General features: G+C 68.1%; 22 protein-coding genes and 1 riboswitch. Of the genes, 12 read left to right on the top strand and 10 right to left on the bottom strand.

Going from position 1 to position 20,558, the window contains the following annotated elements; all coding sequences use genetic code 11:
* Positions 1 to 29: 29 nt before the first annotated feature.
* Positions 30 to 326, bottom strand: a complete 297-nt coding sequence (locus ACEQX1_RS13550) for a hypothetical protein (protein ID WP_370195277.1) — start codon at positions 324 to 326, stop codon at positions 30 to 32.
* Positions 327 to 432: 106 nt separating this feature from the next.
* Between ACEQX1_RS13550 and ACEQX1_RS13545 the strand changes: the two genes are divergently transcribed.
* From ACEQX1_RS13545 to ACEQX1_RS13520, 6 genes are all read left to right on the top strand, one after another.
* On the top strand, positions 433 to 1,326 hold the full coding sequence (locus tag ACEQX1_RS13545) for a LysR substrate-binding domain-containing protein (RefSeq protein ID WP_370195276.1): 894 nt from the start codon (positions 433 to 435) through the stop codon (positions 1,324 to 1,326).
* 124 nt (positions 1,327 to 1,450) lie between these two features.
* Positions 1,451 to 1,963, top strand: coding sequence for a DUF2937 family protein (locus ACEQX1_RS13540; RefSeq protein WP_370195275.1), 513 nt, complete (start codon positions 1,451 to 1,453; stop codon positions 1,961 to 1,963).
* Positions 1,964 to 2,023: 60 nt separating this feature from the next.
* Positions 2,024 to 2,149, top strand: a riboswitch (TPP riboswitch).
* A 150-nt stretch (positions 2,150 to 2,299) separates the two neighbouring features.
* Positions 2,300 to 3,277, top strand: coding sequence for a glycine oxidase ThiO (gene thiO, locus ACEQX1_RS13535; RefSeq protein WP_370196926.1), 978 nt, complete (start codon positions 2,300 to 2,302; stop codon positions 3,275 to 3,277).
* Positions 3,274 to 3,471: a sulfur carrier protein ThiS gene (thiS, locus tag ACEQX1_RS13530; RefSeq protein WP_228241519.1), complete on the top strand. Its 198-nt coding sequence runs from the start codon at positions 3,274 to 3,276 to the stop codon at positions 3,469 to 3,471. The genes thiO and thiS overlap by 4 nt, the downstream gene beginning before the upstream one ends.
* Positions 3,472 to 3,515: 44 nt before the next feature.
* Positions 3,516 to 4,313 (top strand): thiazole synthase, encoded by a 798-nt coding sequence (locus ACEQX1_RS13525; protein WP_370196932.1) that lies wholly within the window; start codon positions 3,516 to 3,518, stop codon positions 4,311 to 4,313.
* 44 nt (positions 4,314 to 4,357) lie between these two features.
* Complete coding sequence (locus ACEQX1_RS13520; protein WP_370195288.1) at positions 4,358 to 4,966, top strand: thiamine phosphate synthase; 609 nt, start codon at positions 4,358 to 4,360, stop codon at positions 4,964 to 4,966.
* Positions 4,967 to 4,995: 29 nt separating this feature from the next.
* Here ACEQX1_RS13520 and fabI read toward each other — a convergent pair whose 3' ends face one another.
* From fabI to fabA, 3 genes are read right to left on the bottom strand one after another with little or no spacing between them, the layout of a single operon-like run.
* A complete protein-coding gene (fabI, locus tag ACEQX1_RS13515; protein ID WP_024349530.1) occupies positions 4,996 to 5,841 on the bottom strand; it encodes an enoyl-ACP reductase FabI in 846 nt (281 codons plus the stop codon).
* A gap of 13 nt (positions 5,842 to 5,854) precedes the next feature.
* Entirely contained in the window at positions 5,855 to 7,072 is a 1,218-nt protein-coding gene (gene fabB, locus ACEQX1_RS13510) for a beta-ketoacyl-ACP synthase I (RefSeq protein WP_188077849.1), read from the bottom strand.
* 37 nt (positions 7,073 to 7,109) lie between these two features.
* Positions 7,110 to 7,640 carry a 3-hydroxyacyl-[acyl-carrier-protein] dehydratase FabA gene (gene fabA / locus ACEQX1_RS13505; RefSeq protein ID WP_370195273.1) on the bottom strand — a complete coding sequence of 177 codons (531 nt, stop codon included), beginning with the start codon at positions 7,638 to 7,640 and terminating at the stop codon, positions 7,110 to 7,112.
* A 252-nt stretch (positions 7,641 to 7,892) separates the two neighbouring features.
* Between fabA and ACEQX1_RS13500 the strand changes: the two genes are divergently transcribed.
* The gene (locus ACEQX1_RS13500; RefSeq protein WP_370195272.1) at positions 7,893 to 8,360 is read left to right on the top strand and encodes a hypothetical protein; all 468 of its coding nucleotides are present in this window, start codon (positions 7,893 to 7,895) and stop codon (positions 8,358 to 8,360) included.
* Between the two features lie 142 nt (positions 8,361 to 8,502).
* Positions 8,503 to 8,949 carry an iron response transcriptional regulator IrrA gene (gene irrA, locus ACEQX1_RS13495; RefSeq protein ID WP_009211012.1) on the top strand — a complete coding sequence of 149 codons (447 nt, stop codon included), beginning with the start codon at positions 8,503 to 8,505 and terminating at the stop codon, positions 8,947 to 8,949.
* A 115-nt stretch (positions 8,950 to 9,064) separates the two neighbouring features.
* On the opposite strand, the gene ACEQX1_RS13490 is transcribed toward irrA, so the two are convergent.
* Positions 9,065 to 9,610 carry an SH3 domain-containing protein gene (locus tag ACEQX1_RS13490; protein WP_024349534.1) on the bottom strand — a complete coding sequence of 182 codons (546 nt, stop codon included), beginning with the start codon at positions 9,608 to 9,610 and terminating at the stop codon, positions 9,065 to 9,067.
* A 193-nt stretch (positions 9,611 to 9,803) separates the two neighbouring features.
* Between ACEQX1_RS13490 and ACEQX1_RS13485 the strand changes: the two genes are divergently transcribed.
* The 4 genes from ACEQX1_RS13485 to ACEQX1_RS13470 all read left to right on the top strand — a co-directional run bounded on the left by ACEQX1_RS13485 (position 9,804) and on the right by ACEQX1_RS13470 (position 14,713).
* The gene (locus ACEQX1_RS13485) at positions 9,804 to 10,805 is read left to right on the top strand and encodes a D-glycerate dehydrogenase (RefSeq protein ID WP_024349535.1); all 1,002 of its coding nucleotides are present in this window, start codon (positions 9,804 to 9,806) and stop codon (positions 10,803 to 10,805) included.
* Positions 10,806 to 11,000: 195 nt separating this feature from the next.
* On the top strand, positions 11,001 to 12,827 hold the full coding sequence (locus ACEQX1_RS13480) for an NAD(P)/FAD-dependent oxidoreductase (protein WP_370196925.1): 1,827 nt from the start codon (positions 11,001 to 11,003) through the stop codon (positions 12,825 to 12,827).
* Positions 12,828 to 12,962: 135 nt separating this feature from the next.
* Entirely contained in the window at positions 12,963 to 13,133 is a 171-nt protein-coding gene (locus tag ACEQX1_RS13475) for a DUF1328 domain-containing protein (protein ID WP_024349537.1), read from the top strand.
* A gap of 185 nt (positions 13,134 to 13,318) precedes the next feature.
* Positions 13,319 to 14,713, top strand: a complete 1,395-nt coding sequence (locus ACEQX1_RS13470; RefSeq protein ID WP_370195269.1) for a uracil-xanthine permease family protein — start codon at positions 13,319 to 13,321, stop codon at positions 14,711 to 14,713.
* Between the two features lie 22 nt (positions 14,714 to 14,735).
* Here ACEQX1_RS13470 and moeB read toward each other — a convergent pair whose 3' ends face one another.
* The 5 genes from moeB to ACEQX1_RS13445 form a co-directional block, all read right to left on the bottom strand.
* Complete coding sequence (gene moeB, locus ACEQX1_RS13465; RefSeq protein ID WP_370196924.1) at positions 14,736 to 15,500, bottom strand: molybdopterin-synthase adenylyltransferase MoeB; 765 nt, start codon at positions 15,498 to 15,500, stop codon at positions 14,736 to 14,738.
* The gene (recF, locus tag ACEQX1_RS13460; protein ID WP_370196923.1) at positions 15,497 to 16,720 is read right to left on the bottom strand and encodes a DNA replication/repair protein RecF; all 1,224 of its coding nucleotides are present in this window, start codon (positions 16,718 to 16,720) and stop codon (positions 15,497 to 15,499) included. The genes moeB and recF overlap by 4 nt, the downstream gene beginning before the upstream one ends.
* Before the next feature lie 14 nt (positions 16,721 to 16,734).
* Positions 16,735 to 17,859 (bottom strand): DNA polymerase III subunit beta, encoded by a 1,125-nt coding sequence (dnaN, locus tag ACEQX1_RS13455; protein ID WP_024349541.1) that lies wholly within the window; start codon positions 17,857 to 17,859, stop codon positions 16,735 to 16,737.
* 174 nt (positions 17,860 to 18,033) lie between these two features.
* Positions 18,034 to 19,617 carry a chromosomal replication initiator protein DnaA gene (gene dnaA / locus ACEQX1_RS13450; protein WP_370193527.1) on the bottom strand — a complete coding sequence of 528 codons (1,584 nt, stop codon included), beginning with the start codon at positions 19,615 to 19,617 and terminating at the stop codon, positions 18,034 to 18,036.
* A complete protein-coding gene (locus ACEQX1_RS13445) occupies positions 19,617 to 20,051 on the bottom strand; it encodes a rhodanese-like domain-containing protein (RefSeq protein WP_370193523.1) in 435 nt (144 codons plus the stop codon). The genes dnaA and ACEQX1_RS13445 overlap by 1 nt, the downstream gene beginning before the upstream one ends.
* Positions 20,052 to 20,558 lie beyond the last annotated feature (507 nt).

Below are 20,558 nucleotides of genomic sequence, written 5' to 3'. Positions count from 1 at the left end.
GACCTTCGGACCCGATCGGTGCCTACGCGTCAGGCGGACCGCCGGTTCCGCTGCCGCGACGAACGCTCCTGCAGCCGGGCGATCGCCTCGAGCGCGTCGACGGCGAGCGGCAGCCGCGCGACCTCCTCGACCTGCGGGCGGGTCAGGCCGGTGACGTCTTCCAGGATGTGGTCGTCGACGCGCAGAAGGGTGTTGAAGGCGTCGCGGCAAAGCCGCTGCCGGCGCTTCTCCACCGTCCAGTTATGCAGCCATCCCACGAGGCCGGGCTGACTGTGGTGTGCTTCGTCGAGCCGGATGGGCTGGGGCAGGGCCGAATGGTGCAGCATGAGAACCTCCAATTGCCGATGGGCAAAATGTGAGGGTTTCTCATTGATGAGACAAACGAGAAGGGGTAAGCTTAGCGGCAAGTTTCGCTAACAGGAGGCTCCGCCTGTGCTGACGCCGAATCTGCCCAATCTCGACATGGACCTCGCCCGCACGATGGTGGCGATCGCCGACACCGGCAATTTCTCGCGCGCCGCGGAGCGGGTGCATCGCAGCGCCTCGGCGATCAGCCTGCAGGTGAAGAAGCTGGAGGACATGGTCGGCCGCGACCTGTTCCGCCGCGATGCCCGCAGCGTGGCGCTGACCGCTGATGGCGAGATCTTCCTCGGCTATGCCCGCCGCCTCCTGAAGCTGAACGACGAGGCCTTCTCGCGCTTCCTGTCGCCCTGCTGCGAGGGCAGCGTGCGGCTGGGCGTGCCCAATGACAACGGCGTCGTCGCCATGCCGGAAATCCTCCGGCGCTTCGCCAGGACCCATCCCAAGGTCGAGGTGGAGGTGCGGCTGGACCGCACCGAGGAATTGCGGCGGCGCTGCTGGTCCGGGGAGCTCGATCTCGCCGTCTACAGTCACGATGAACGCCTCGATGGGCCGGACTACATCCATTCTGAGCCGCTGGTCTGGGTGGGCGCGCGCGGCGGCCTCGCCGTCGCCGAGACGCCGCTGCCGCTCGCCCTTGCCGATGCCGGCTGTGCCTGGCGCGGCATGGCTCTGGCGGCGCTGGACGCCCGCGATATCGACTACCGCGTCGCCTATACCAGCGAGTTCTGCACCGGCCAGCTTGCGGCCGTCGCCGCCGACCTCGCCATCGCGCCGCTGCCAATCAGCGTCGTGTCGGACGACATCGTGCAACTGGGCGCCGAGCGCGGCCTGCCGCCGCTGGGCAATTACCGCATGACGCTGGCGCGCCGCGACGGCGCTGGCCCGGTCGCCGATGCGCTGGCCGCCCATGTGACCGCCAGCTTCTGCGCCATCGCCGAACGCGGCACCCGGCTGTTCGCCTGACGGGCGCGGGGACTGGTATGATCAGGCAGCAGGCGTATCCTGGCCGGGGCGCGACGTCTGAGGCGGTGCCGGCGGTCGGTCTGTCCGACCGGTGCGCCGGGGAGCCTTGAGGAAGGATGAGGGAATGCCGGGGCTGATCATCCGCGTCGTGGCGGCGCTGTTTCTCGGGCTCGTCTCCAGCCAGTCGCTGGAATTCACCCAGCAATATCTGCAGCGCCTCGGCGGCGCCGTCGACGAATTGCGCAAGGTCGTGGAGCGTTTCGACGCCAGTGCGGCGGCCTCCGACCTGTCGCGCAGCGAGGCGGTGGCGCGGTTGCGCGAGAATCGCGACGCCTTCGTCGCGCGCCAGGGCGCGGACGCCGAGCAGACCATCGCCCGGTATGACGCGGTGGAGCGGCGCTATCGCAGCGTCGCCGAATCGGCGCCCCTGTTCCGGCCCTTCGTCGCGGCGGGCGACCCGGACTGGGAGATCGCCGAGCGGGCCGCAGCCGACTATCGCCCGGCCCTGCCGATCACCGTCGAGGGGCTGCTCCTGGCGGTCGTGGGTTTCGCCCTCGGCTGGGCGATCGGGGCCGGTGGCCATGGCGCCGCGCGCATGCGCCGGCGTCGCCGCGAGCGTCGGCTGGCGTCGAGCTGAGCCGGCGACCGCGATCTTGGCGCGGCGGCGTTGACAGGGCCGCCCGGGAAGCACAGATTCCGTCCATCCAAGGGGAGTTCCGGCAGGGAACTGAGAGGCCACCGGCCGCGGAAAGGCGTGAACGCGTGGCGACCCTTCGAACCTGATCCGGTTGAGACCGGCGGAGGGATGGAATGCGGTGGCCCCTGGCCTGCGGTTTGCCGCAGGCGAGCGCCGCGCCGCCGATCTTTCCCCTGCCCATCAGCCGGATCTCCGAGACGCGTCGAGGAGGACCGAGACAATGGCCGACCGGGTCGCCTGTTCGCACGACGCCTGCCGCATCGGCGGGGCCTGACCATGCGGGTTGCCGTCATCGGGGCCGGCGTTGCCGGGCTTGTCGCTGCGCTGGAACTCGCCGAGCGGGGCGCCGACGTCGCGCTGTACGAGGCGGCGCCCGAACTGGGCGTGGCCGCGGCGTCGTGGCTGGCCGGCGGCATGCTGGCGCCGCGCTGTGAGGCCGAGAGCGCCGATCCGGCCATCGTGGCGCCGGGTCTGGCGGGGATCGACTGGTGGTCGCGCCATGTGCCGGACGTCGCGCGCCACGGCACGCTGGTGCTGGCACCCTGGCGCGACCGCGCGGACCTTGCCCGCTTCGCCCGCCGCACGCGCGGCCATGAGCGGCTCGACGCCGAGCGGATCGCCGCGCTGGAGCCCGATCTCGCCGGCCGCTTCGGCGAGGGCCTGTTCTTTGCCGAGGAAGCCCATCTCGATCCGCGCTGCACGCTGGAGGCGCTGGCGGAACGGCTGCGCGAGCGTGGCGTGGCGCTGCATTTCGGCCGGCGCGTTACGGCCGCCGATCTCGACCATGATCGCATCGTCGATGCGCGCGGCATTGCGGCGCGACCGGAGCTGCCGCGACTGCGGGCTGTGCGCGGCGAGATGGTGCTGCTGCGCACCAACGAGGTCTCGCTGTCGCGGCCGGTGCGGCTGCTGCATCCGCGCTCGCCCATCTATGTCGTGCCGCGCGCCCACGGGTTGTTCATGGTGGGCGCGACCATGCTGGAAAGCGACGACGATCGCGGCATCACCCTGCGCGGCACCGTCGAGCTGCTGAACGCCGCCTATGCGCTGCATCCGGCCTTCGCCGAGGCCGAGCTGGTGGAGACCGGCGCCGGCCTGCGGCCCTCCTATGCCGACAATCTGCCAAAGGTGACGCGGAGCGGCCGGGTGGTCAGCCTGAACGGGCTGTACCGCCACGGCTTCCTGCTGTCGCCCGCCATGGCGGCGGAGGCCGCCGCCGAAATCTTCGCAGAGACGCTGAAGGACGCATCATGAGAATTTCCGTCAATGGCGAGGAGCGCAGCGTCGAGGCCGCCACCCTCGACCGGGCGCTCGTCGAACTGGGTTACGAGGGCGCCGTGGTCGCCACGGCGCTGAACCGCGACTTCGTGCCGAAGACCGAACGCGGGACGGTGCGCCTCGCCGAGGGCGACGCCATCGAGATCATCGCCCCGATGAAGGGAGGCTGAGCATGGACACGATCGACACCGATACGGCGCGCGCCGTGACCGGCATGGACATCTATGGCCGCCGCATCGCCTCGCGGCTGATGCTCGGCACCTCGCTCTATCCTTCGCCGCAGATGATGACCGATGCGATCAAGGCGTCCGGGGCCGGTATCGTCACCGTCTCGCTGCGCCGCGAATCCGGCGAGGCGCGGGCCGGCCAGGCCTTCTGGGAGCTGATCCGCGGCCTCGGCCTCGACATCCTGCCCAACACGGCCGGCTGTCATTCGGCCCGCGAGGCGGTGACGACGGCGCAGATGGCCCGCGAGATCTTCGGCACCGACTGGATCAAGCTGGAGGTGGTGCGCGACGCCGAGACCCTGCAGCCCGACGTGTTCGGGCTGGTGGAGGCGGCGCGTATTCTGGCCGGCGAGGGCTTCAAGGTGCTGCCCTATACGGTGGAGGATCTGTCGGTGGCCGACCGGCTGGTCGAGGCCGGCTGCCGGGTGCTGATGCCCTGGGGCGCGCCGATCGGCTCGGGGCTCGGCCTGAACAACCGCTACGGCCTGCGCCAGCTCAGGGCGCATTTTCCCGACGTGACGCTGGTGGTCGATGCCGGGCTCGGCCTGCCGTCGCAGGCCGCCGCCGCCATGGAGCTCGGCTATGACGGCGTGCTCCTCAACACGGCGGTCGCCAAGGCCGGCGATCCGGTGGCGATGGCGCGGGGCTTTGCCCTGGCGGTTGAAGCCGGAAGGCTGGCCTTCGAGGCGGACCCGATGGCGCCGCGCGACATGGCTGCGCCCTCGACCCCGATGCTGGGGCAGGCAATGCTCGGCGATGTCGGCGGACCGGGAGATTCGCGATGAGCCGGGCCGAGGAAGGTGGGGTCGCAGAGCGGACGGGGACGAGGCTGCGGCTCGATCCGTTCTACCTGATCGTCGACGATGCCGAGATGGCCGCGCGGCTGGTGCCGGTCGGGGTGAAGCTCCTGCAATTGCGCGCCAAGGACATGGACACCGCACGGCTGCGCCGGGAGATCCGCCGCACGCGCGATGTCTGCGCCGCCCATGGCTGCCTGCTGGTGATCAACGATTTCTGGCGGCTGGCGATCGAGGAGGGCTGCGATGTCGTCCATCTGGGGCAGGAGGACCTCGCCGATGCGGACCGCGCGGCGATCCGGGCCGCCGGCCTGAAGCTCGGCGTCAGCACCCATGACAGCGCCGAACTCGCCGTGGCGCTGGCCGCAGAGCCCGATTACGTCGCGCTGGGGCCGGTCTGGCAGACCAAGCTGAAGGTGATGAAATGGGCGCCGCAGACGCCCGAGCGCCTCGGCGTCTGGCGCCAGCGCATCGGCGATCTGCCGCTGGTGGCGATCGGCGGCATCACCGTGGAGCGGCTGCCGCAGGTCTTCGCGCAGGGGGCCGACAGCGCCGCGGTGGTCACCGACGTCACCCGGGCCGAGGACCCGGAAGCGCGGGCGCGCGAATGGCTCGCGGCGACCGCGCCCTACCGGCGATAGGCTTTGAGGCAGTGAGTGGGGGAGGGCGGCTACTTGCCGCCGCTCTCGTCCTCGCCCTCGACCACCGCCTTGCGGTGTTCCTGGGCCTTCAGCTCTTCGAGCGAGGGCATCGACATGATGTTGTAGCCCGAATCCACGTAGTGGATCTCGCCGGTGACGCCGTTGGACAGCTCCGACATCAGGTAGAGAACCGCGCCGCCGACTTCCTCGATCGAGGTGTTGCGGCGCATCGGCGCGTTGCGGCGCTGGAAGTTGAACATCAGCCGGGCGTCGGAGACGCCGGCGCCGGCCAGCGTGCGCACCGGTCCGGCTGACACGCTGTTCACCCGGATGTTGCGCGGCCCGAAATCGGCGGCGAGATAGCGCACCGAGGCTTCGAGCGCGGCCTTGGCGACGCCCATGACGTTGTAGTTCGGCATGACCCGCACGGCGCCGCCGTAGCTCATGGTCACCATCGAGCCGCCATTGGTCATGATCTCCGCGGCGCGCTTCGCGACCTCCGTGAAGGAGAAGCAGGAGATCAGCATGGTGCGGGTGAAGTTCTCCCGCGTCGTGTCGGCGTAGAGGCCCTTCAGCTCGCTCTTGTCGGAGAACGCGATGGCGTGGAGGACGAAGTCGATCGTGCCCCATTCTTCCTTCAGCGTCGCGAAGACCTGGTCGAGCGATTCGGTGTCCTCGACGTCGCAGGGGATGACGAGCTTGCTGCCGATCTCCTCGGCAAGCGGGCGCACGCGCCGTCCGAAGGCCTCGCCCTGATAGGTCAGCGCGATCTCCGCGCCCTGGGCCGCCAGCGCCTTGGCTGCGCCCCATGCGATGGAATTGTGGTTCGCGACGCCCATGATGAGCCCGCGTTTGCCTTTCATCAGATCGGTCATGTGCCCTTCAACCTCAATCCGTCACGCGTTGGAAGGCGAGGCAGGCATTGGTGCCACCGAAGCCGAAGGAGTTCGACAGGACCCGGTCGATCTTCGCATTGTCGACCCGCTCGCGCAGGATCGGCATGCCCTCGAACTCGGGATCGAGTTCGTCGATATGGGCGCTCTTGGCGAGGAAGCCGTGCTTCATCATCAGGAGCGAGTAGATCGCCTCGTGAACGCCGGTGGCGCCCTGGCTGTGGCCGGTCAGCGACTTGGTGCCGGAGATCGGCGGGATGTTGTCGCCGAAGACCTCGCGGATCGCCTGGACCTCCATGCGGTCACCGACCGGGGTCGAGGTGGCATGGGGGTTGATGTAGTCGATCGGGCCGTCGAGATGGCCGATCGCCTGGCGCATGCAGCGCACCGCGCCCTCGCCCGACGGGGCGACCATGTCGGCGCCGTCGGAGGTGGCGCCGTAGCCGACCAGCTCGGCGACGATATTGGCGCCGCGCGCCTTGGCCCGCTCGTATTCCTCCAGCACCAGGACACCGGCGCCGCCGGCGATGACGAAGCCGTCGCGGGCATTGTCATAGGCGCGCGAGGCGATCTCCGGACGGTCGTTGAAGTCCGAGGACAGGGCGCCCATCGCGTCGAACAGCACCGACAGGGTCCAGTGCAGATCCTCGCAGCCGCCGGCGAACATCACATCCTGCTTGCCCATCTGGATGGTCTCGTAGGCATTGCCGATGCAATGGCTCGAGGTCGAGCAGGCCGACGAGATCGAGTAGTTGACGCCCTTGATCTTGAACCAGGTGGCCAGCGTCGCCGAGGCGGTGGAGGACATCGCCTTCGGGACGGCCGTCGGTCCGATGCGCTTCGGGCCCTTTTCGCGGGCGGTCTCTGCCGCCTGGACGATGGTCTGGGTCGAGGCGCCGCCCGAGCCCATGATGATGCCGGTGCGCTCGTTGGAGATGTCGGCGGCCTCGAGGCCCGCATCGGCGATCGCCTGGTCCATGGCGATGTGGTTCCAGGCCGTGCCGCCGCCATGGAAGCGCATGGCGCGCCGGTCGAGAATGGTGGTGGGGTCCAGCGTCGGCTTGCCGTGGACGTGGCTGCGGAACCCCAGTTCCTTGTATTCCTCGGCAAAGCTGATGCCCGAGCGCGCATCCCTGAGAGAGGCGGTCACCTCGTCGACATTGTTGCCGATCGAGGACACGATCCCCATACCCGTCACGACGACCCGCTTCATCGTCCGCTCCTTCCAGATTCCAGGATCCGCGCCGTCATCAGACGGCGGCCTGAGCCGCTTCCTCGTCGGTGAACAGGCCGACGCGCAGATCGCTGGCCTTGTAGATGACCTCGCCATCGGCCTTCATCCAGCCATTGGCGATGCCGAGCTTCAGGCGCGAGCGCATCACGCGGCGGAACTCCACGCCGTATTCGACCAGCTTGACCTTCGGCGTCACCTGGCCGCTGAACTTGACCTCGCCGACGCCGAGCGCCCGGCCGCGGCCGGGTTCGCCCAGCCAGCCGAGATAGAAGCCGGTGAGCTGCCACAGCGCATCGAGCCCGAGGCAGCCCGGCATCACCGGATCGCCTTCGAAATGGCAATCGAAGAACCACAGGTCCGGGTTCACGTCGAACTCGGCCCGGATGATGCCCTTGCCGTTCTCGCCGCCCGTCTCGTCGATCTCGGTGATGCGGTTGAACATCAGCATCGGCGGCAGCGGCAATTGCGCATTGCCGGCGCCGAACAACTGGCCATGACCGCAGGCGATGAGGTCGTCGTAATCGTAGGAGGTCTTCTTCGTCGCCATGATCGCTTGTGTCCGCCCTGTTCTCCCGACCCTGCCATGGGCCCTTGTCGGCTGCGCCCATACCACGCCACCCGCACAGGTGAAACCGTTTGGCTGGGCCCGGCGTATCCGGCGCGCCAGGATGGCGGCCGGCAAACGCCGTCCTCGCCAGCCTATCTGTGGTACATGGCGCGCAATTTCGATAGCACCGGGCGAAGGAAGCCGCCTCAGCGCGCGCCGTGACCGCCGCCCTCGACAGGATGCAGCACCGCTTTGACCGCCCTTTTCACCCCTTCGCGCCGCAGCGCTCTCACCCTGTCGGCCGGCGCCGCGCTGCTGCTCGCCGCGGTCGCGCCGGCCCTTGGCCAGTCCTGGCGCAGCGACGGCGCGGTCGCGGGCTTCACGGCGGGGGCAGGCTTTACCGGGCTGACATTCCGCTGCGCGAGCGCCGGCCGCGTGACGGTGCGTTTTTCCGGCTTTCCGGGAAGGCTGCAGGCGGGCCAGGCCCATACGGTGGTGGCGACGGTCGACGACACGGCCTTCGTGCTGGACACGATCGCCCGCGATGCGGGCAGCGGCTCGATTCTGGTGGCGGAAGGCACGCTGGCGGCCCGCGCCGGCTTCATCGAGGCGCTGCGCAAGGGCCGCAGCGTCGAGGTGGCGGGGCCGGTCGGGCGCTACAGCCTGCCGCTGACAGGGTCGGGCGACGCGCTGGCGGCCTTCACCAAGGGCTGCGGCTAGGCCCTGCCATCAACCGTTATGGCGGGCTCTGCGGGGCGGCATTTGTGACCGCGATGTCGATGACGTATATTGCGGTCGTGCAGGCCCTTCGGTAAGCCTGCGGACACTTATCGCACGAACAAGAGACTGGTGGCATTCAGCAATGGAAAACCGGACGCGCGCCCAGAGCTTCTGTGTATTCGAGCGCCTTCGCTCGGTGGGTCTGCGCCCGACGCGGCAGCGGGTGGCCCTGTGCAACCTGATGTTCGGCGCCGGCGACCGCCATCTCTCGGCCGAGGAACTGCACGAGGAAGCCCACAAGGCCGGGGATCCGGTCTCGCTGGCGACCGTGTACAACACGCTGCACCAGTTCACCGATGCGGGCCTCGTGCGGCCGCTCTCGGCAGAGGGCCAGCGCACCTATTTCGACACCAACACCTCCGATCATCATCACTTCTTCGTCGAGGACGACAATTCGATGATCGACATTCCCGATGGCGGGCTGCGGCTCGACCGGTTGCCGGAGGCGCCGGAGGGCATGGAAATCGTCAATGTCGACGTGGTGGTACGCCTGCGCCGCAAGAAGGCGCTGGACCAGGCCGCCGAATAGGCGCCGACGACAGGTCCATCCCGAGGAACGACAAAAGCCCGGATCGCGGTCGCGATCCGGGCTTTTTTCATGTCTGGCGCCGGCCGTGGCCGGCGCTGACGCAAGAGGATTGCGGCTACTCGAAGCGCTCGTCCGGATAGACGCCCCAGATCTCCTGCTGGCGGACATAGCCGTCGCGGTCGGCGACCTTGAGTTCGCACCAGCCGGCCGTGCAGGTCTTCACGCCCGCGACGACGCCCGGTTCGATCCGCGCCACCAGCGGCGCGTCGGTGGCGGGGCTGTTGTGAATGTCGATCATCGTCGCCTTGCCGCGCAGCCAGGGGGCGGCGATCGAGGTGCGGTCGCCGGACAGGAGCGAGTGATAGACCCAGCCCTCGGTGCCCTCGGAATCGCGGATACGGCGCCATAGCTCGTATTCCTGGATGACCTCCACCGGCAGGCCTTCCTTGAGATACAGCCAGGTCACCGGATAGTCGCGTCCCGGACCGATCCGCAGGTTCACGCGGCTGGCCTTGAGGCTGACATAACGCGGCAGCGGCAGCTTGGAGACCGGCCCCAGCTCGACGGCATGGGCAACGGGCAGGGGGGCGGCGCCGGTGAAGAGCACGGCGGCGCCGGCAAGCGCCAGCAGCGGACGGCGAAAACGGGCGAAGAACGGCATCGCAAACTCCAGACGACAAGATGCACGGGGCGCGCGCGGTCAGGCGGCGCCGGGGTCTTCCAGCGGCCGGGACCCCGGCAGGCGCAGCGCTTTGTTTTCGCCTGCCGCCTTGCTAGGGAGGGCCCTCGGCTCCGGGGTCGAATGATCGTTCGTTTCGGTTAATATCGTCTTGATTTGGGGAGGAGCGCGGCCGATGGCGTCACGCGAAAAGCCGCTTGTGATCATTACCCGCAAATTGCCGGCGCCGATCGAACGGCGCATGGCCGAGCTGTTCGACGTGCGGTTCAACGAGACCGACCGGCCGATGGAGCAGCCGGCCCTCGTCGCCGCCGTGCGCGAGGCCGACGTCCTGGTGCCGACCGTCACCGACCGCATCGACCGGGCGGTGATCGAGCAGGCCGGCCCGCGGCTGAAGATGATCGCCAATTACGGCAACGGCGTCGACAATATCGACATCCAGGCGGCGCTGAACCGCAACCTCCTCGTCACCAACACGCCCAACGTCCTCAACGAGGACACCGCCGACATGACCATGGCGCTCATCCTGGCGGTGCCGCGGCGGCTGGTGGAAGGCGGCATGCGGCTCCTAGGCGACGAGAAATGGCCGGGCTGGTCGCCGACATGGATGCTGGGAAGCCGCATCTCCGGCAAGAAGCTCGGCATTCTCGGCATGGGCCGGATCGGCACCGCCGTCGCCCGGCGGGCCAAGGCCTTCGGGCTGGAGATCCACTATCACAATCGCGGCCGGGTCAGCCCCAAGACTGAAGCCGAGTTCGGCGCCACCTACTGGGAGAGCCTCGACCAGATGCTGGCCCGCATGGACATCATCTCGGTCAACTGCCCCTACACGCCGGCGACCTATCATCTCCTGTCGGCGCGGCGGCTGGCGCTGATCCAGCCGCATGCCTTCATCGTCAACACCGCCCGCGGCGAGATCATCGACGAGAAGGCGCTGGTGAAGCTGATCGAGCAGGAGCGCATCGCCGGCGCCGGGCTCGACGTCTTCGAGGAGGAGCCGGCGGTCGACCGCAAGCTGATGAAGCTCGCCCGCGACAACAAGGTCGTGCTGCTGCCCCATATGGGATCGGCCACGATCGAGGCGCGCATCGAGATGGGCGAGAAGGTGATCATCAACATCCGCACGCTGATGGACGGCCACCGCCCGCCGGACCGCATCCTGCCCGGCCAGATCTGACGGCAACCGGCCGCGCCATGCGCGGTCGGCTCTCGGAAAGACAGAGCCGCGATCGCCTCCATGTGCGCGGCATTGGGTGTGCGAAAGCCGGCGGGAGCTGCCGCTTTTGCTGCGCCTGCGTTTCGCAGCCGCATGATGGACAAGCCGGGGTCGCGCGGCAATCCTCTCCCCGAGCACCGCGCAAGGGGAGGAACCATGAGCGAGACCATTGAACGGCCGGTGACGGCCGAACCGAGCGCTGCCCGGACCGCCGCCGAAGGTTGGCTGTCGGCCTTCGAGAATGCCCTGGCGGCCGGCGACATCGATGCCGCCGCCGAGCTGTTTGCTGAAACCAGCTTCTGGCGCGACCTCGTCACCTTCACCTGGAACATCAAGACGGTGGAGGGGCCGGCGGGCGTGCGCGACATGCTGGCCGCGCAACTCGGTGCGACCGGCCCGCGCGGCTTCACCCTGTCGGAGGAGCCGACCGAGGACGGCGGCGTGACCACCGCCTGGTTCGTCTTCGAGACCGAGGTCGCCCGCGGCGAGGGCGTCTTGCGGCTGAAGGACGGCAAGGCCTGGACGCTGCTCACCGCGATGACCGAGCTCAAGGGCTTCGAGGAGCCGTCGCACGAGCGCCGGCCGGCCGGCGCCGAGCACGGGGCGGCGAAGAACCGCAAGAGCTGGCTGGAAAAGCGCGAGGAGGAAGCGCGCACGCTGGGCTACGAGACCCAGCCCTATGCGGTGATCGTCGGCGGCGGCCAGGGCGGCATTGCGCTCGGCGCGCGGCTGCGCCAGCTCGGCGTGCCGACCATCATTATCGAGAAGAACGACCGGCCCGGCGACAGCTGGCGCAAGCGCTACAAGTCGCTCTGCCTGCACGATCCGGTCTGGTACGACCACCTGCCCTATATCGACTTTCCGAAGAACTGGCCGGTCTTCGCGCCCAAGGACAAGATCGGCGACTGGCTGGAAATGTACACCAAGGTCATGGAGCTCAATTACTGGGCGAAGACCACGGCCAAGAGCGCCCGCTACGACGCGGCGAAGGGCGAGTGGGAGCTGGTCGTCGACCGCGACGGCGAGGAGGTGACGCTGCGGCCCAGGCAGCTGATCATGGCGACCGGCATGTCGGGCAAGGCGAATGTGCCGAAGTTCAAGGGCATGGAGCGATTTCGCGGCGAGCAGCACCATTCCTCGCAGCATCCGGGCCCCGACGCCTACAAGGACCGCAAGGTTGTCGTCATCGGCTCCAACAATTCGGCTCACGACATCTGCGCGGCCCTGTGGGAGGCCGGCGCCGACGTCACCATGGTGCAGCGCTCGACCACCCATATCGTGCGCTCCGACCCGCTGATGGAGCATGGCCTCGGGGCGCTCTATTCCGAACAGGCGGTGGCCAACGGCATCACCACCCACAAGGCGGACATGATCTTCGCCTCGCTGCCCTACCGGATCCTGCACGAGTTCCAGATCCCCATCTACGACAAGATCCGCGAGGTCGATGCCGACTTCTACCGGGATCTGGAGAAGGCCGGCTTCCAGCTCGATTTCGGCGCCGACGAATCCGGCCTATTCATGAAATATCTGCGCCGCGGCTCGGGCTATTACATCGATGTCGGCGCCTCGCAGCTGATCATCGACGGCAAGATCAAGCTGAAGGCCGGGCAGGTGGAGGAGATCACCGAGACCGGCGTGAAGCTCGACGACGGCAGCGAATTGCCGGCCGACCTCATCGTCTATGCCACCGGCTACGGCTCGATGAACGGCTGGGCCGCCGACCTGATCAGCCAAGAGGTGGCCGACAAGGTCGGCAAGGTCTGGGGCCTGGGTTCCGACACGCCCAAGGACCCGGGTCCCTGGGAGGGCGAGCAGCGCAACATGTGGAAGCCGACCCAGGTGGAGAACCTGTGGTTCCATGGCGGCAATCTGCACCAGTCGCGGCATTATTCGCTGTATCTGGCGCTGCAGATCAAGGCCCGGCAGGAGGGCATCCCAACGCCGGTCTACGGGCTGCAGGAGGTTTACCATCTCGGCCGCTGAGCGCATCCGGGACGGCGAGCGGGAGTGACGGGGAGAAGGAAGGCTTAACCCTCCGGCGATGGCGGCTGCGACGCGCCGAACCTTTTCGGCGGATGCGCGTTAGTAAGCCAGGCAAACATCAAAGGAGTGCCAGCCATGCTGGGTTGGGCTGTTACGTTTCTCATCATCGCGCTGATCGCCGCCGTTCTGGGCTTTGGCGGCATCGCCGGCACCGCGATGGGCATTGCGAAGATCATCTTCTTCATCGCGATCGTGCTCTTCGTCCTATCGCTGATCTTTGGCGGCTTCCGTCGGCGTTCGATCTAGACCTGCCGCGCCACAAGGCGCCGGCATCCATCCATCTTGAAGGGCGGTGTCCGTGACGGGCGCCGCCCTTTCTGCGTGACGGCCATGGGCGTTGCGCCGCGCCCGTGGCATGCTTCCTGCATTGCTCTCCCCATGCCCCTTAAGACGGTTGCGGGAGACAGGGGAATGATGACCGGAGCAGCGCGATGACGCAGAAAACGGCAGCCCCTCTTTCAGGCATGATCTACCGGCTGGAGGACCGGCCGCCGAACGGCCCGGCCATCCTCGCCGCCATCCAGCATATCCTCGCCTCGATCGTCGGCATCGTCACGCCGGCGCTGATCATCGGCGGCGTCCTCGGCCTGGGCGAGCACATTCCCTATCTCGTCGCCATGTCGCTGTTCGTGTCGGGCGTCGCCACCTTCATCCAGTGCCGCCGCTTCGGCCCGGTCGGCTCGGGGCTGCTGTCGGTGCAGGGCACCAGCTTCGCCTTTGTCGGCGCGATCCTGGCGGCCGGCTTCGCGGTGAAGGGGCGGGGCGGCACGCCGGAAGACATCCTGGCGATGATCTTCGGCCTGTGCCTCGTCGGCTGCCTGGTCGAGATCGGCCTCAGCCAGTTCGTCGGCCGGCTGCGGCGCATCATCACCCCGACGGTGACCGGCATCGTCATCACCATCATCGGCCTCAGTTTGGTCAAGGTCGGCTTCACCGACTTTGCCGGCGGTGCGACGGCGGGCGAAGCGCTGGGCGAGCCGGTCAACCTGCTGCTCGGCTTCATCGTCGTGGCGGCGATCCTCGCTTTGACCTTCCAGCGCAATCCGACCGTGCGGATCTCGGCGATCTTGGCCGGGCTCGTCATCGGCTTCGTCGTCGCCGCGCTGCTGGGCAAGGTGGATTTCTCCAGCGCCGGCAGCGGGCCGCTGATCGCGCTGCCGATCCCGTTTCGCTACGGCATCGACTTCGACCTGGCGCTGTTCCTGCCGATCGCCTTCATCTATCTGATCACCGCCATCGAGACGACGGGCGACCTGACCGCCAATTCGATCATCGCCGGCGAGCCGGTGCGCGGCGATCTCTACATGGCGCGGATCAAGGGCGGCATCCTGGCCGACGGCGTCAATTCCGGCCTTGCGGCGATCTTCAACACCTTCCCCAACACGACCTTCTCCCAGAACAATGGCGTCATCCAGATGACCGGCGTCGCCAGCCGCCATGTCGGCATGATCATCGCCGTGATCCTGATCGTCCTGGGGTTCTTCCCGGTAATCGGCAACGCTTTCCTGCTGGTGCCGAAACCCGTTTTGGGCGGGGCGACGCTGGTGCTGTTCGGCACCATCGCGGTGGCCGGCATCCGCATCCTCGCCTCCGAGCCGATCGACCGGCGCAAGGCCTACATCATGGCCGTGTCCTTCGGGCTCGGCCTCGGCGTGACCCTGTTGCCGGACGCGACGCAGCACCTGCCGGATTTCATCCGCCAGGTCTTCGCGACGCCGATCACGCTGAGCGGCCTGTCGGCGATCATCCTGTCGCTGGTGATCCCGGAAGGGGACGACGCGGTGGCGGAGCCCTCCACCGCAGAAAGCCCGGTGCAGCCGGCCTGAGGCCCGGCGCGGACCGGCAGGATCAGCCGGTCTTCGGCCGGCGGTAGCGGATTTCCTCGATCCGCATGGTCAGGAGATCGACCATCAGGAAGCGGCCGACCAGCGGCTCGCCCATGCCGCAGATCAGCTTGATCGCTTCGGAGGCGGCGAGGGTGCCGAGGACGCCGGTGGTGACGCCCAGAATGCCGGCCTCGGCGCAGGAGGGCACCATGCCGGCCGGCGGGGCCTCGGGAAAAAGATCGCGGTAGCCCGGATTGCGCCGGCCATCGGCGCCGGTCTCATAGGGCTTCAGCACGGTCAACGAGCCGGAGAAGCGGTTCACCGCCGCCGTCACGAGCGGGGTTGCCGCCGCCTCGCAGAGATCGGCCATCGCATAGCGGGTGGCGAAATTGTCGGACCCGTCGATGACGAGATCGTAGCCGGCGACGATCGCCGGGCCGTTCGCCATGTCGAGGCGCAGCGCATGGGGCACGACCGTGACATGCGGATTGATCGCCGCGACGGCGTCCGCCGCGCTGTCGAGCTTGGAGCGGCCGACATCGGCGGTACCGTGCAGCACCTGCCGCTGCAGATTGGACAGCGAGACCGTGTCGTCGTCGGCAATGCCGATGGTGCCCACACCCGCGGCAGCCAGATAGAGGATGATCGGCGAGCCGAGGCCGCCGGCGCCGATTACCAGCACCCTGGCGCGCTTCAGCGCCTGCTGGCCGGCGCCGCCGACTTCCGGCAGCACGATGTGGCGGGCGTAGCGTTCCAGTTCGTCGGGGGCGAGGGGAGCCTGGCTCATGGCGACGTCTCCGGTGATGCGCCTTCGATGCGTGCGAGGTCGGCCGGGCGGACCGTGCCGCCCGACACTTCCATGATCTGGGCCCGATCGCCCAGGGCCGCAAACAGGCTGGCGTCGGTCCCGGTCATGAAGGCCTGCACGCCGAGTTCGGCGATCAGGTCGAACAGGGCGGCGCGGCGGCCGGGATCGAGATGCGCGGCGATCTCGTCGAGAAGCAGCAGCGGCGGCAGGGACGACATGGCGGCGACCAGCCGCGCATGGGCGAGGACGAGGCCGATCAGCAGCGCCTTCTGCTCGCCGGTGGAGGACAGGGCCGCCGGCATCGCCTTGGCGAGATGAGTGACGGAGAGCTCGGCCCGGTGGGCGCCCTCCAGCGTGCGGCCGGCGGCCCGGTCGCCGTAGCGGGCCGACCGCAGCCGCACGCGCGCCTCGTCCTCGACATCGGCCGAGGGGCGGGCAAGGTCGAGACCGTCATAGCCCGACGTCAGCTCGAGCCCGGCGCTGGGGAAGGGCGAGCCGGCGCCGGTTCGGGCGATCATGCCGGCCAGCATGCCGACGAGCTCGGAGCGGGCGAGCGCCATGGCGATACCGAGCTCGGCCATCTGCGCCTCGATGCCCGACAGCCAGGAATCATCCAGCCGGTTGTCGGCGAGGAGCCGGTTGCGCGAGCGCATGGCGCGCTCGTAATCGGCGGCCCGGCGGCCATGGGTCGGATCGACGGCCAGCACCATGCGGTCGAGAAAGCGGCGCCGGTCGCCGGCCGGGCCGGTGAAGAGCCCGTCCATGGCCGGCGTCAGCCACAGAATGCGCAGGAGATCGAGCAGTTCGTCGGCCGATTTCGCCGCCGTCTCGTCGATCCGCACGCTGCGGGCCGCCGCGCCCGTCGGGTCCGGCATCATCTTGGTGGAGACGATGGTCTCGACGCCGTGGGAGACGGCATTGGCGCGCACGGAGAAGCCGCCGCTGCCACCCTTGCGCGCAACGTCCTGATAGGGGGCGCGGCGCAGGCCGCGGCCGGGCGTCAGCAGCGAGATGGCTTCCAGGAGATTGGTCTTGCCGGCACCATTGTCGCCGACGAAGACGACGAATCCGCGCGTGAAGCGCAGCGACAGCGTCTCGTAATTGCGGAAATCGGCCAGACGCAGTTCGTCGAGCCGCACCGCGGGCGGCGTCCGGCTGTCGGTGGAGGGGGAAACGGCGGCGTCCGGGCTCTGGTCCAAGCGCGTTGCGGCGGTCAGACCCGCATCGGCATCAGGACGTAGAGCGTCGCATCGTCGCCGCCGTCCTTGATGAGGGTCGGGGAGCCCGGATCGGCGAGCATGAAGACGGTCTCGTCGCCCGACAGCTGGTTGGTGATGTCGAGGAGATATTTGGCGTTGAAGCCGATCTCGATCTCGTCCGAATCGTAGCCGACGGCCAGTTCCTCGGTCGCCGTGCCGGAATCCGGCGAGTTGACGGTCAGCACCAGCTGCGAATCGGCGACGGCGAGCTTCACCGCCCGGCCGCGTTCCGACGAGATGGTGGAGACGCGGTCGACGGCGGCCGAGAAGGTCTGCCGGTCCAGCGTCAGCGCCTTGTCGTTGTTCTGCGGAATGACCCGCTGATAGTCCGGGAAGGTGCCGTCGATCAGCTTGGAGGTCATCACCACCGCGCCGATGGTGAAGCGGATCTTGGCGTCCGACAGCTCGACCGAGATCTCGGCCTCGTCGTCGCTGTCGCCGAGGAGCTTCTGCAATTCGCCGACGGTCTTGCGCGGAATGATGATGCCCGGCATGCCTTCCGAGCCGGCCGGGGCCTTCTGGTCGGCCCGCGCCAGCCGGTGGCCGTCGGTGGCGACGGCGCGCAGCTGCAGGTCGCCGTCGGCCTCGATCGTGTGGAGGTAGATGCCGTTCAGATAATAGCGCGTCTCCTCGGTGGAGATGGCGAACTGGGTGCGCTCGATCAGCCTGCCGAGTTCGGCGGCCTTGAGCTTGAAGGCATGGCTGAGGGTGCCTGCGGTGATGTCGGGGAAGTCCGATTCCGGCAGGCACTGCAGCCGGAAGTTCGAGCGGCCCGACGAGACCGTCATCTGGGTGCCCTCGGCATTGGTGGCCAGGCTCACCTCGGCTCCGTCCGGCAGCTTGCGGACGATGTCGTAGAGCAGATGCGCCGGCACCGTCGTCGCGCCCTCCTGCTCGCCCGTCGCCGGTGCGCTCTCGGTAATCTCCAGGTCGAGATCGGTCGCCTTCAGCCGCAGGCCTTCGCCTTCCGTCTTCAACAGGACGTTGGAGAGGATCGGGATGGTGTTGCGGCGTTCCACGACACGATGAACGTGCGCCAGGGACTTGAGGAGGTTCGAACGTTCGATGATGATGCGCATGACGAAGCCGTTTGGTTCGGGCAGGCGCCGCAGGAGACGGCACCCGTTCCGGGGTCCGATGGTCTTAGAGATTTGGAGGCCGCTTGGAAAGGCCGGACCGCGCGAGGTTGGGCGGGCCGGAGCCGGGGGAGGCCCGCCGACCGGCGCCGCTTGACGGCGCCGCGCCGGGGCGGCCTACTCCTCGATCATACGCCGGATGATGTCGAGCTCCTCGGACAGCTTGTCGTCCTTGGCCCGCTCGCCCTCAATCTTGCGAACGGCGTGGAGCACCGTCGTGTGGTCGCGGCCGCCGAAGCGCCGGCCGATTTCCGGCAGCGAGCGGGGCGTCATGGTCTTGGCGAGATACATCGCGATCTGGCGGGGCCGCACGATGGTCCGCGTACGCCGGGCCGACAGGATGTCCGTGCGCGTCACGTTGTAGTGGCGCGAGACGAATTTGAGGATGTCCTCGATACGCACCCGACGCTCGCTGTTGGCGCGGGTGAGCTGGCTGAGGAGATCGTCCAGATGCTCGGCCGACAGCGGCTGGCCGAGCGAATGGCGGAAGGCGATCTGGTTGAAGGCGCCTTCCAGATCGCGGCCGGAGCCGGCGACGCGCTGGGCGATCGTGTCGATGACGCCGTCGGGCATGTCGAAGGAGGAATCCTCGGCCCGCATGGCCGCGGCGCGGGTGCGGATGATCGAGCGGCGCATCTCGTAGTCCGGCGCCGCCAGTTCCAGCGTGATGCCGTTGGACAGGCGCGAGCGGACCCGCGGATCCAGTGATTCCAGCTCCATGGCCGGGCGGTCGGCGGCGCAGATCACCTGCTTGGCGGAATCGATCAGCGCGTTGAGGAGATGGCAGAACTCCTGCTGGATCGACTTGCCCTGCAAGAACTGAGTGTCGTCGATGATCAGGATGTCGATGCCGCGCAGGGTCTCCTTGAGGTCGAGCGCGCGGTTGTCGCGGATCGCGGTGGCGAAGCGCCACATGAAATATTCCGCCGTCAGATAGACGACGCGCGGCTTGTCCTCGCGGCGGATCGCGGCGTTGGCGATCGCCTGCAGGAGATGCGTCTTGCCCAGGCCCACGGCGGCGTGGATGAACAGCGGGTTGAAGCGCACCGACTGGGGGCCGTTCTCGGCGATGGCGCGGCCGGCGGCGAGGGCGACGCGGTTGGAGCTGCCCTCGACGAGGGTGTCGAAGACATAGCGCGGGTCGAGGGGCGAGCCGAAGGTGGGCGTCGGGGCGGGCGCCGCATCGAACATCTGCCGGGCTTCGGCCGGGGCGGCGCTGCGCGCGGCGCGGCTTTCGCCGATCTGCGCGGCGGGACGGGCGGAGACCACGCTGGCCGGCACGCTCTCCGGCTCGGCGACACGGGGCTGGCGGATGGTCACGCCGCCGCCGCGCACGGCGCTGCGCACGGCGATGTCGACGCGCAGGGTGCCCGGCACTTCCTCGCGGAAGATTTCGGTCAGGAGCTCATGATAGTGCGACTGGATCCAGCTGCGCAGGAAGGCGGTCGGCACGGTGATGCGGCAGACGCCCTTGCCCGGCGCCTCGAGCTTCATGCGCTGGAACCAGCTGGCGAAGATGTCCTGCCCAAGCTGCGCCTTCAGACGGGCATTCACCCGCTCCATGATGTCCGCAGTTCCTGTGCCGCCGCTCGCCATGCCGCCCCCGCAATCGTTCGTGTTGTCTTTCGTCACCCGGGCGGCGTCATGCCGTCCGGACCAGATCGGCAGCGTGTCCGCCGATCGTCCTGCGCCCTGCTGCATCACTTCTGCACCCACGGGAGACCCTCCGCTTTCCAGCCGGCCTTGCGTCCGCGATGGGCTTCCTCGTCCGGCGGGCCCTCGAAGCCGTCCAGGACGTTGAAGCAGTTGCTGAAGCCCGCCCCGGTCAGCGCCACGGCGCTGGCGATGGAGCGGACGCCCGAACGGCAGAGGAAGAAGACCGGCGTGTCGCGGGTTCCACCTTCGCTCTCGATGCGCCGGGCGAGCTTGGCGGCGAAATCCGGATCGACGGCCATGGAGGGGAAGCTCTGCCATTCCTGCAGGATCGCCGCCTTGCCGAGGGGAGCGAGCTGCGGGACGCCGACATAGCTCCATTCGGCCACCGTGCGCACATCGACCAGGACCGCGTCCGGCGTGTCGGCGAGCGTCGCCCAGCATTCCTTCGGCGTGACATCGCCCTTGTATTCACCGTTCATGCAAAAGCTCTCCTGCGCTCCGGCCCATCGTTGGGCAGAAGTCAGCCGCACCCGCGGCGTGGGAGCGCCGGGATCGACTACGAATAAATTGTGGAAGGACGGATTTAGACTCTAGGCGAGATGGGGCCGCGCCGCTGGCAACTCGAACCGTGACCGAATGTTCTGGATAAGTTCGGTTGTCCCCGCACTTCGTCTTTCCCCGCACTTGTTTCGAGGAGGAAAATACGAAACGCGACAGCTTCGGGCAAGGCTCGCAAACCGTGAATCGCAATGCGACCACCCCCAGTGTGGCAGACTCGTCCCGCGTGAATCATTGCCCGTCAGGGTAAACACCAGTGGTTCTGGTGACTTGGCTCCCAAGCAGCTTTTGAGCGCATCGGGCAAAAGATAAAAATGAAAAAAGTAAGGCGGTCCGCTTGACTCAAGGGCCGCCGAAACCGCCCTTAGCCGGCTGTTTTTTGATGCTCACTGACCTTCTGCAAGTCACTGGAATCATTTGGCAAAACC

This window comes from Aurantimonas sp. (assembly GCF_964217435.1).
GTDB classification, from domain to species: domain Bacteria; phylum Pseudomonadota; class Alphaproteobacteria; order Rhizobiales; family Rhizobiaceae; genus Aurantimonas; species Aurantimonas coralicida.
This window is presented reverse-complemented; position numbering and strand designations above follow the sequence as displayed.

What these genes read in the sequence shown, in the direction of transcription:
- ACEQX1_RS13550 (WP_370195277.1), bottom strand. Translation starts at nt 326, where the DNA reads ATGCTGCACCATTCGGCCCTGCCCCAGCCCATCCGGCTCGACGAAGCA.
- ACEQX1_RS13540 (WP_370195275.1), top strand. Translation starts at nt 1,451, where the DNA reads ATGCCGGGGCTGATCATCCGCGTCGTGGCGGCGCTGTTTCTCGGGCTC.
- thiO (WP_370196926.1), top strand. Translation starts at nt 2,300, where the DNA reads ATGCGGGTTGCCGTCATCGGGGCCGGCGTTGCCGGGCTTGTCGCTGCG.
- thiS (WP_228241519.1), top strand. Translation starts at nt 3,274, where the DNA reads ATGAGAATTTCCGTCAATGGCGAGGAGCGCAGCGTCGAGGCCGCCACC.
- ACEQX1_RS13525 (WP_370196932.1), top strand. Translation starts at nt 3,516, where the DNA reads ATGGACATCTATGGCCGCCGCATCGCCTCGCGGCTGATGCTCGGCACC.
- fabI (WP_024349530.1), bottom strand. Translation starts at nt 5,841, where the DNA reads ATGACCGATCTGATGAAAGGCAAACGCGGGCTCATCATGGGCGTCGCG.
- fabB (WP_188077849.1), bottom strand. Translation starts at nt 7,072, where the DNA reads ATGAAGCGGGTCGTCGTGACGGGTATGGGGATCGTGTCCTCGATCGGC.
- fabA (WP_370195273.1), bottom strand. Translation starts at nt 7,640, where the DNA reads ATGGCGACGAAGAAGACCTCCTACGATTACGACGACCTCATCGCCTGC.
- irrA (WP_009211012.1), top strand. Translation starts at nt 8,503, where the DNA reads ATGGAAAACCGGACGCGCGCCCAGAGCTTCTGTGTATTCGAGCGCCTT.
- ACEQX1_RS13490 (WP_024349534.1), bottom strand. Translation starts at nt 9,610, where the DNA reads ATGCCGTTCTTCGCCCGTTTTCGCCGTCCGCTGCTGGCGCTTGCCGGC.
- ACEQX1_RS13485 (WP_024349535.1), top strand. Translation starts at nt 9,804, where the DNA reads ATGGCGTCACGCGAAAAGCCGCTTGTGATCATTACCCGCAAATTGCCG.
- ACEQX1_RS13480 (WP_370196925.1), top strand. Translation starts at nt 11,001, where the DNA reads ATGAGCGAGACCATTGAACGGCCGGTGACGGCCGAACCGAGCGCTGCC.
- ACEQX1_RS13475 (WP_024349537.1), top strand. Translation starts at nt 12,963, where the DNA reads ATGCTGGGTTGGGCTGTTACGTTTCTCATCATCGCGCTGATCGCCGCC.
- ACEQX1_RS13470 (WP_370195269.1), top strand. Translation starts at nt 13,319, where the DNA reads ATGACGCAGAAAACGGCAGCCCCTCTTTCAGGCATGATCTACCGGCTG.
- moeB (WP_370196924.1), bottom strand. Translation starts at nt 15,500, where the DNA reads ATGAGCCAGGCTCCCCTCGCCCCCGACGAACTGGAACGCTACGCCCGC.
- dnaN (WP_024349541.1), bottom strand. Translation starts at nt 17,859, where the DNA reads ATGCGCATCATCATCGAACGTTCGAACCTCCTCAAGTCCCTGGCGCAC.
- dnaA (WP_370193527.1), bottom strand. Translation starts at nt 19,617, where the DNA reads ATGCAGCAGGGCGCAGGACGATCGGCGGACACGCTGCCGATCTGGTCC.
- ACEQX1_RS13445 (WP_370193523.1), bottom strand. Translation starts at nt 20,051, where the DNA reads ATGAACGGTGAATACAAGGGCGATGTCACGCCGAAGGAATGCTGGGCG.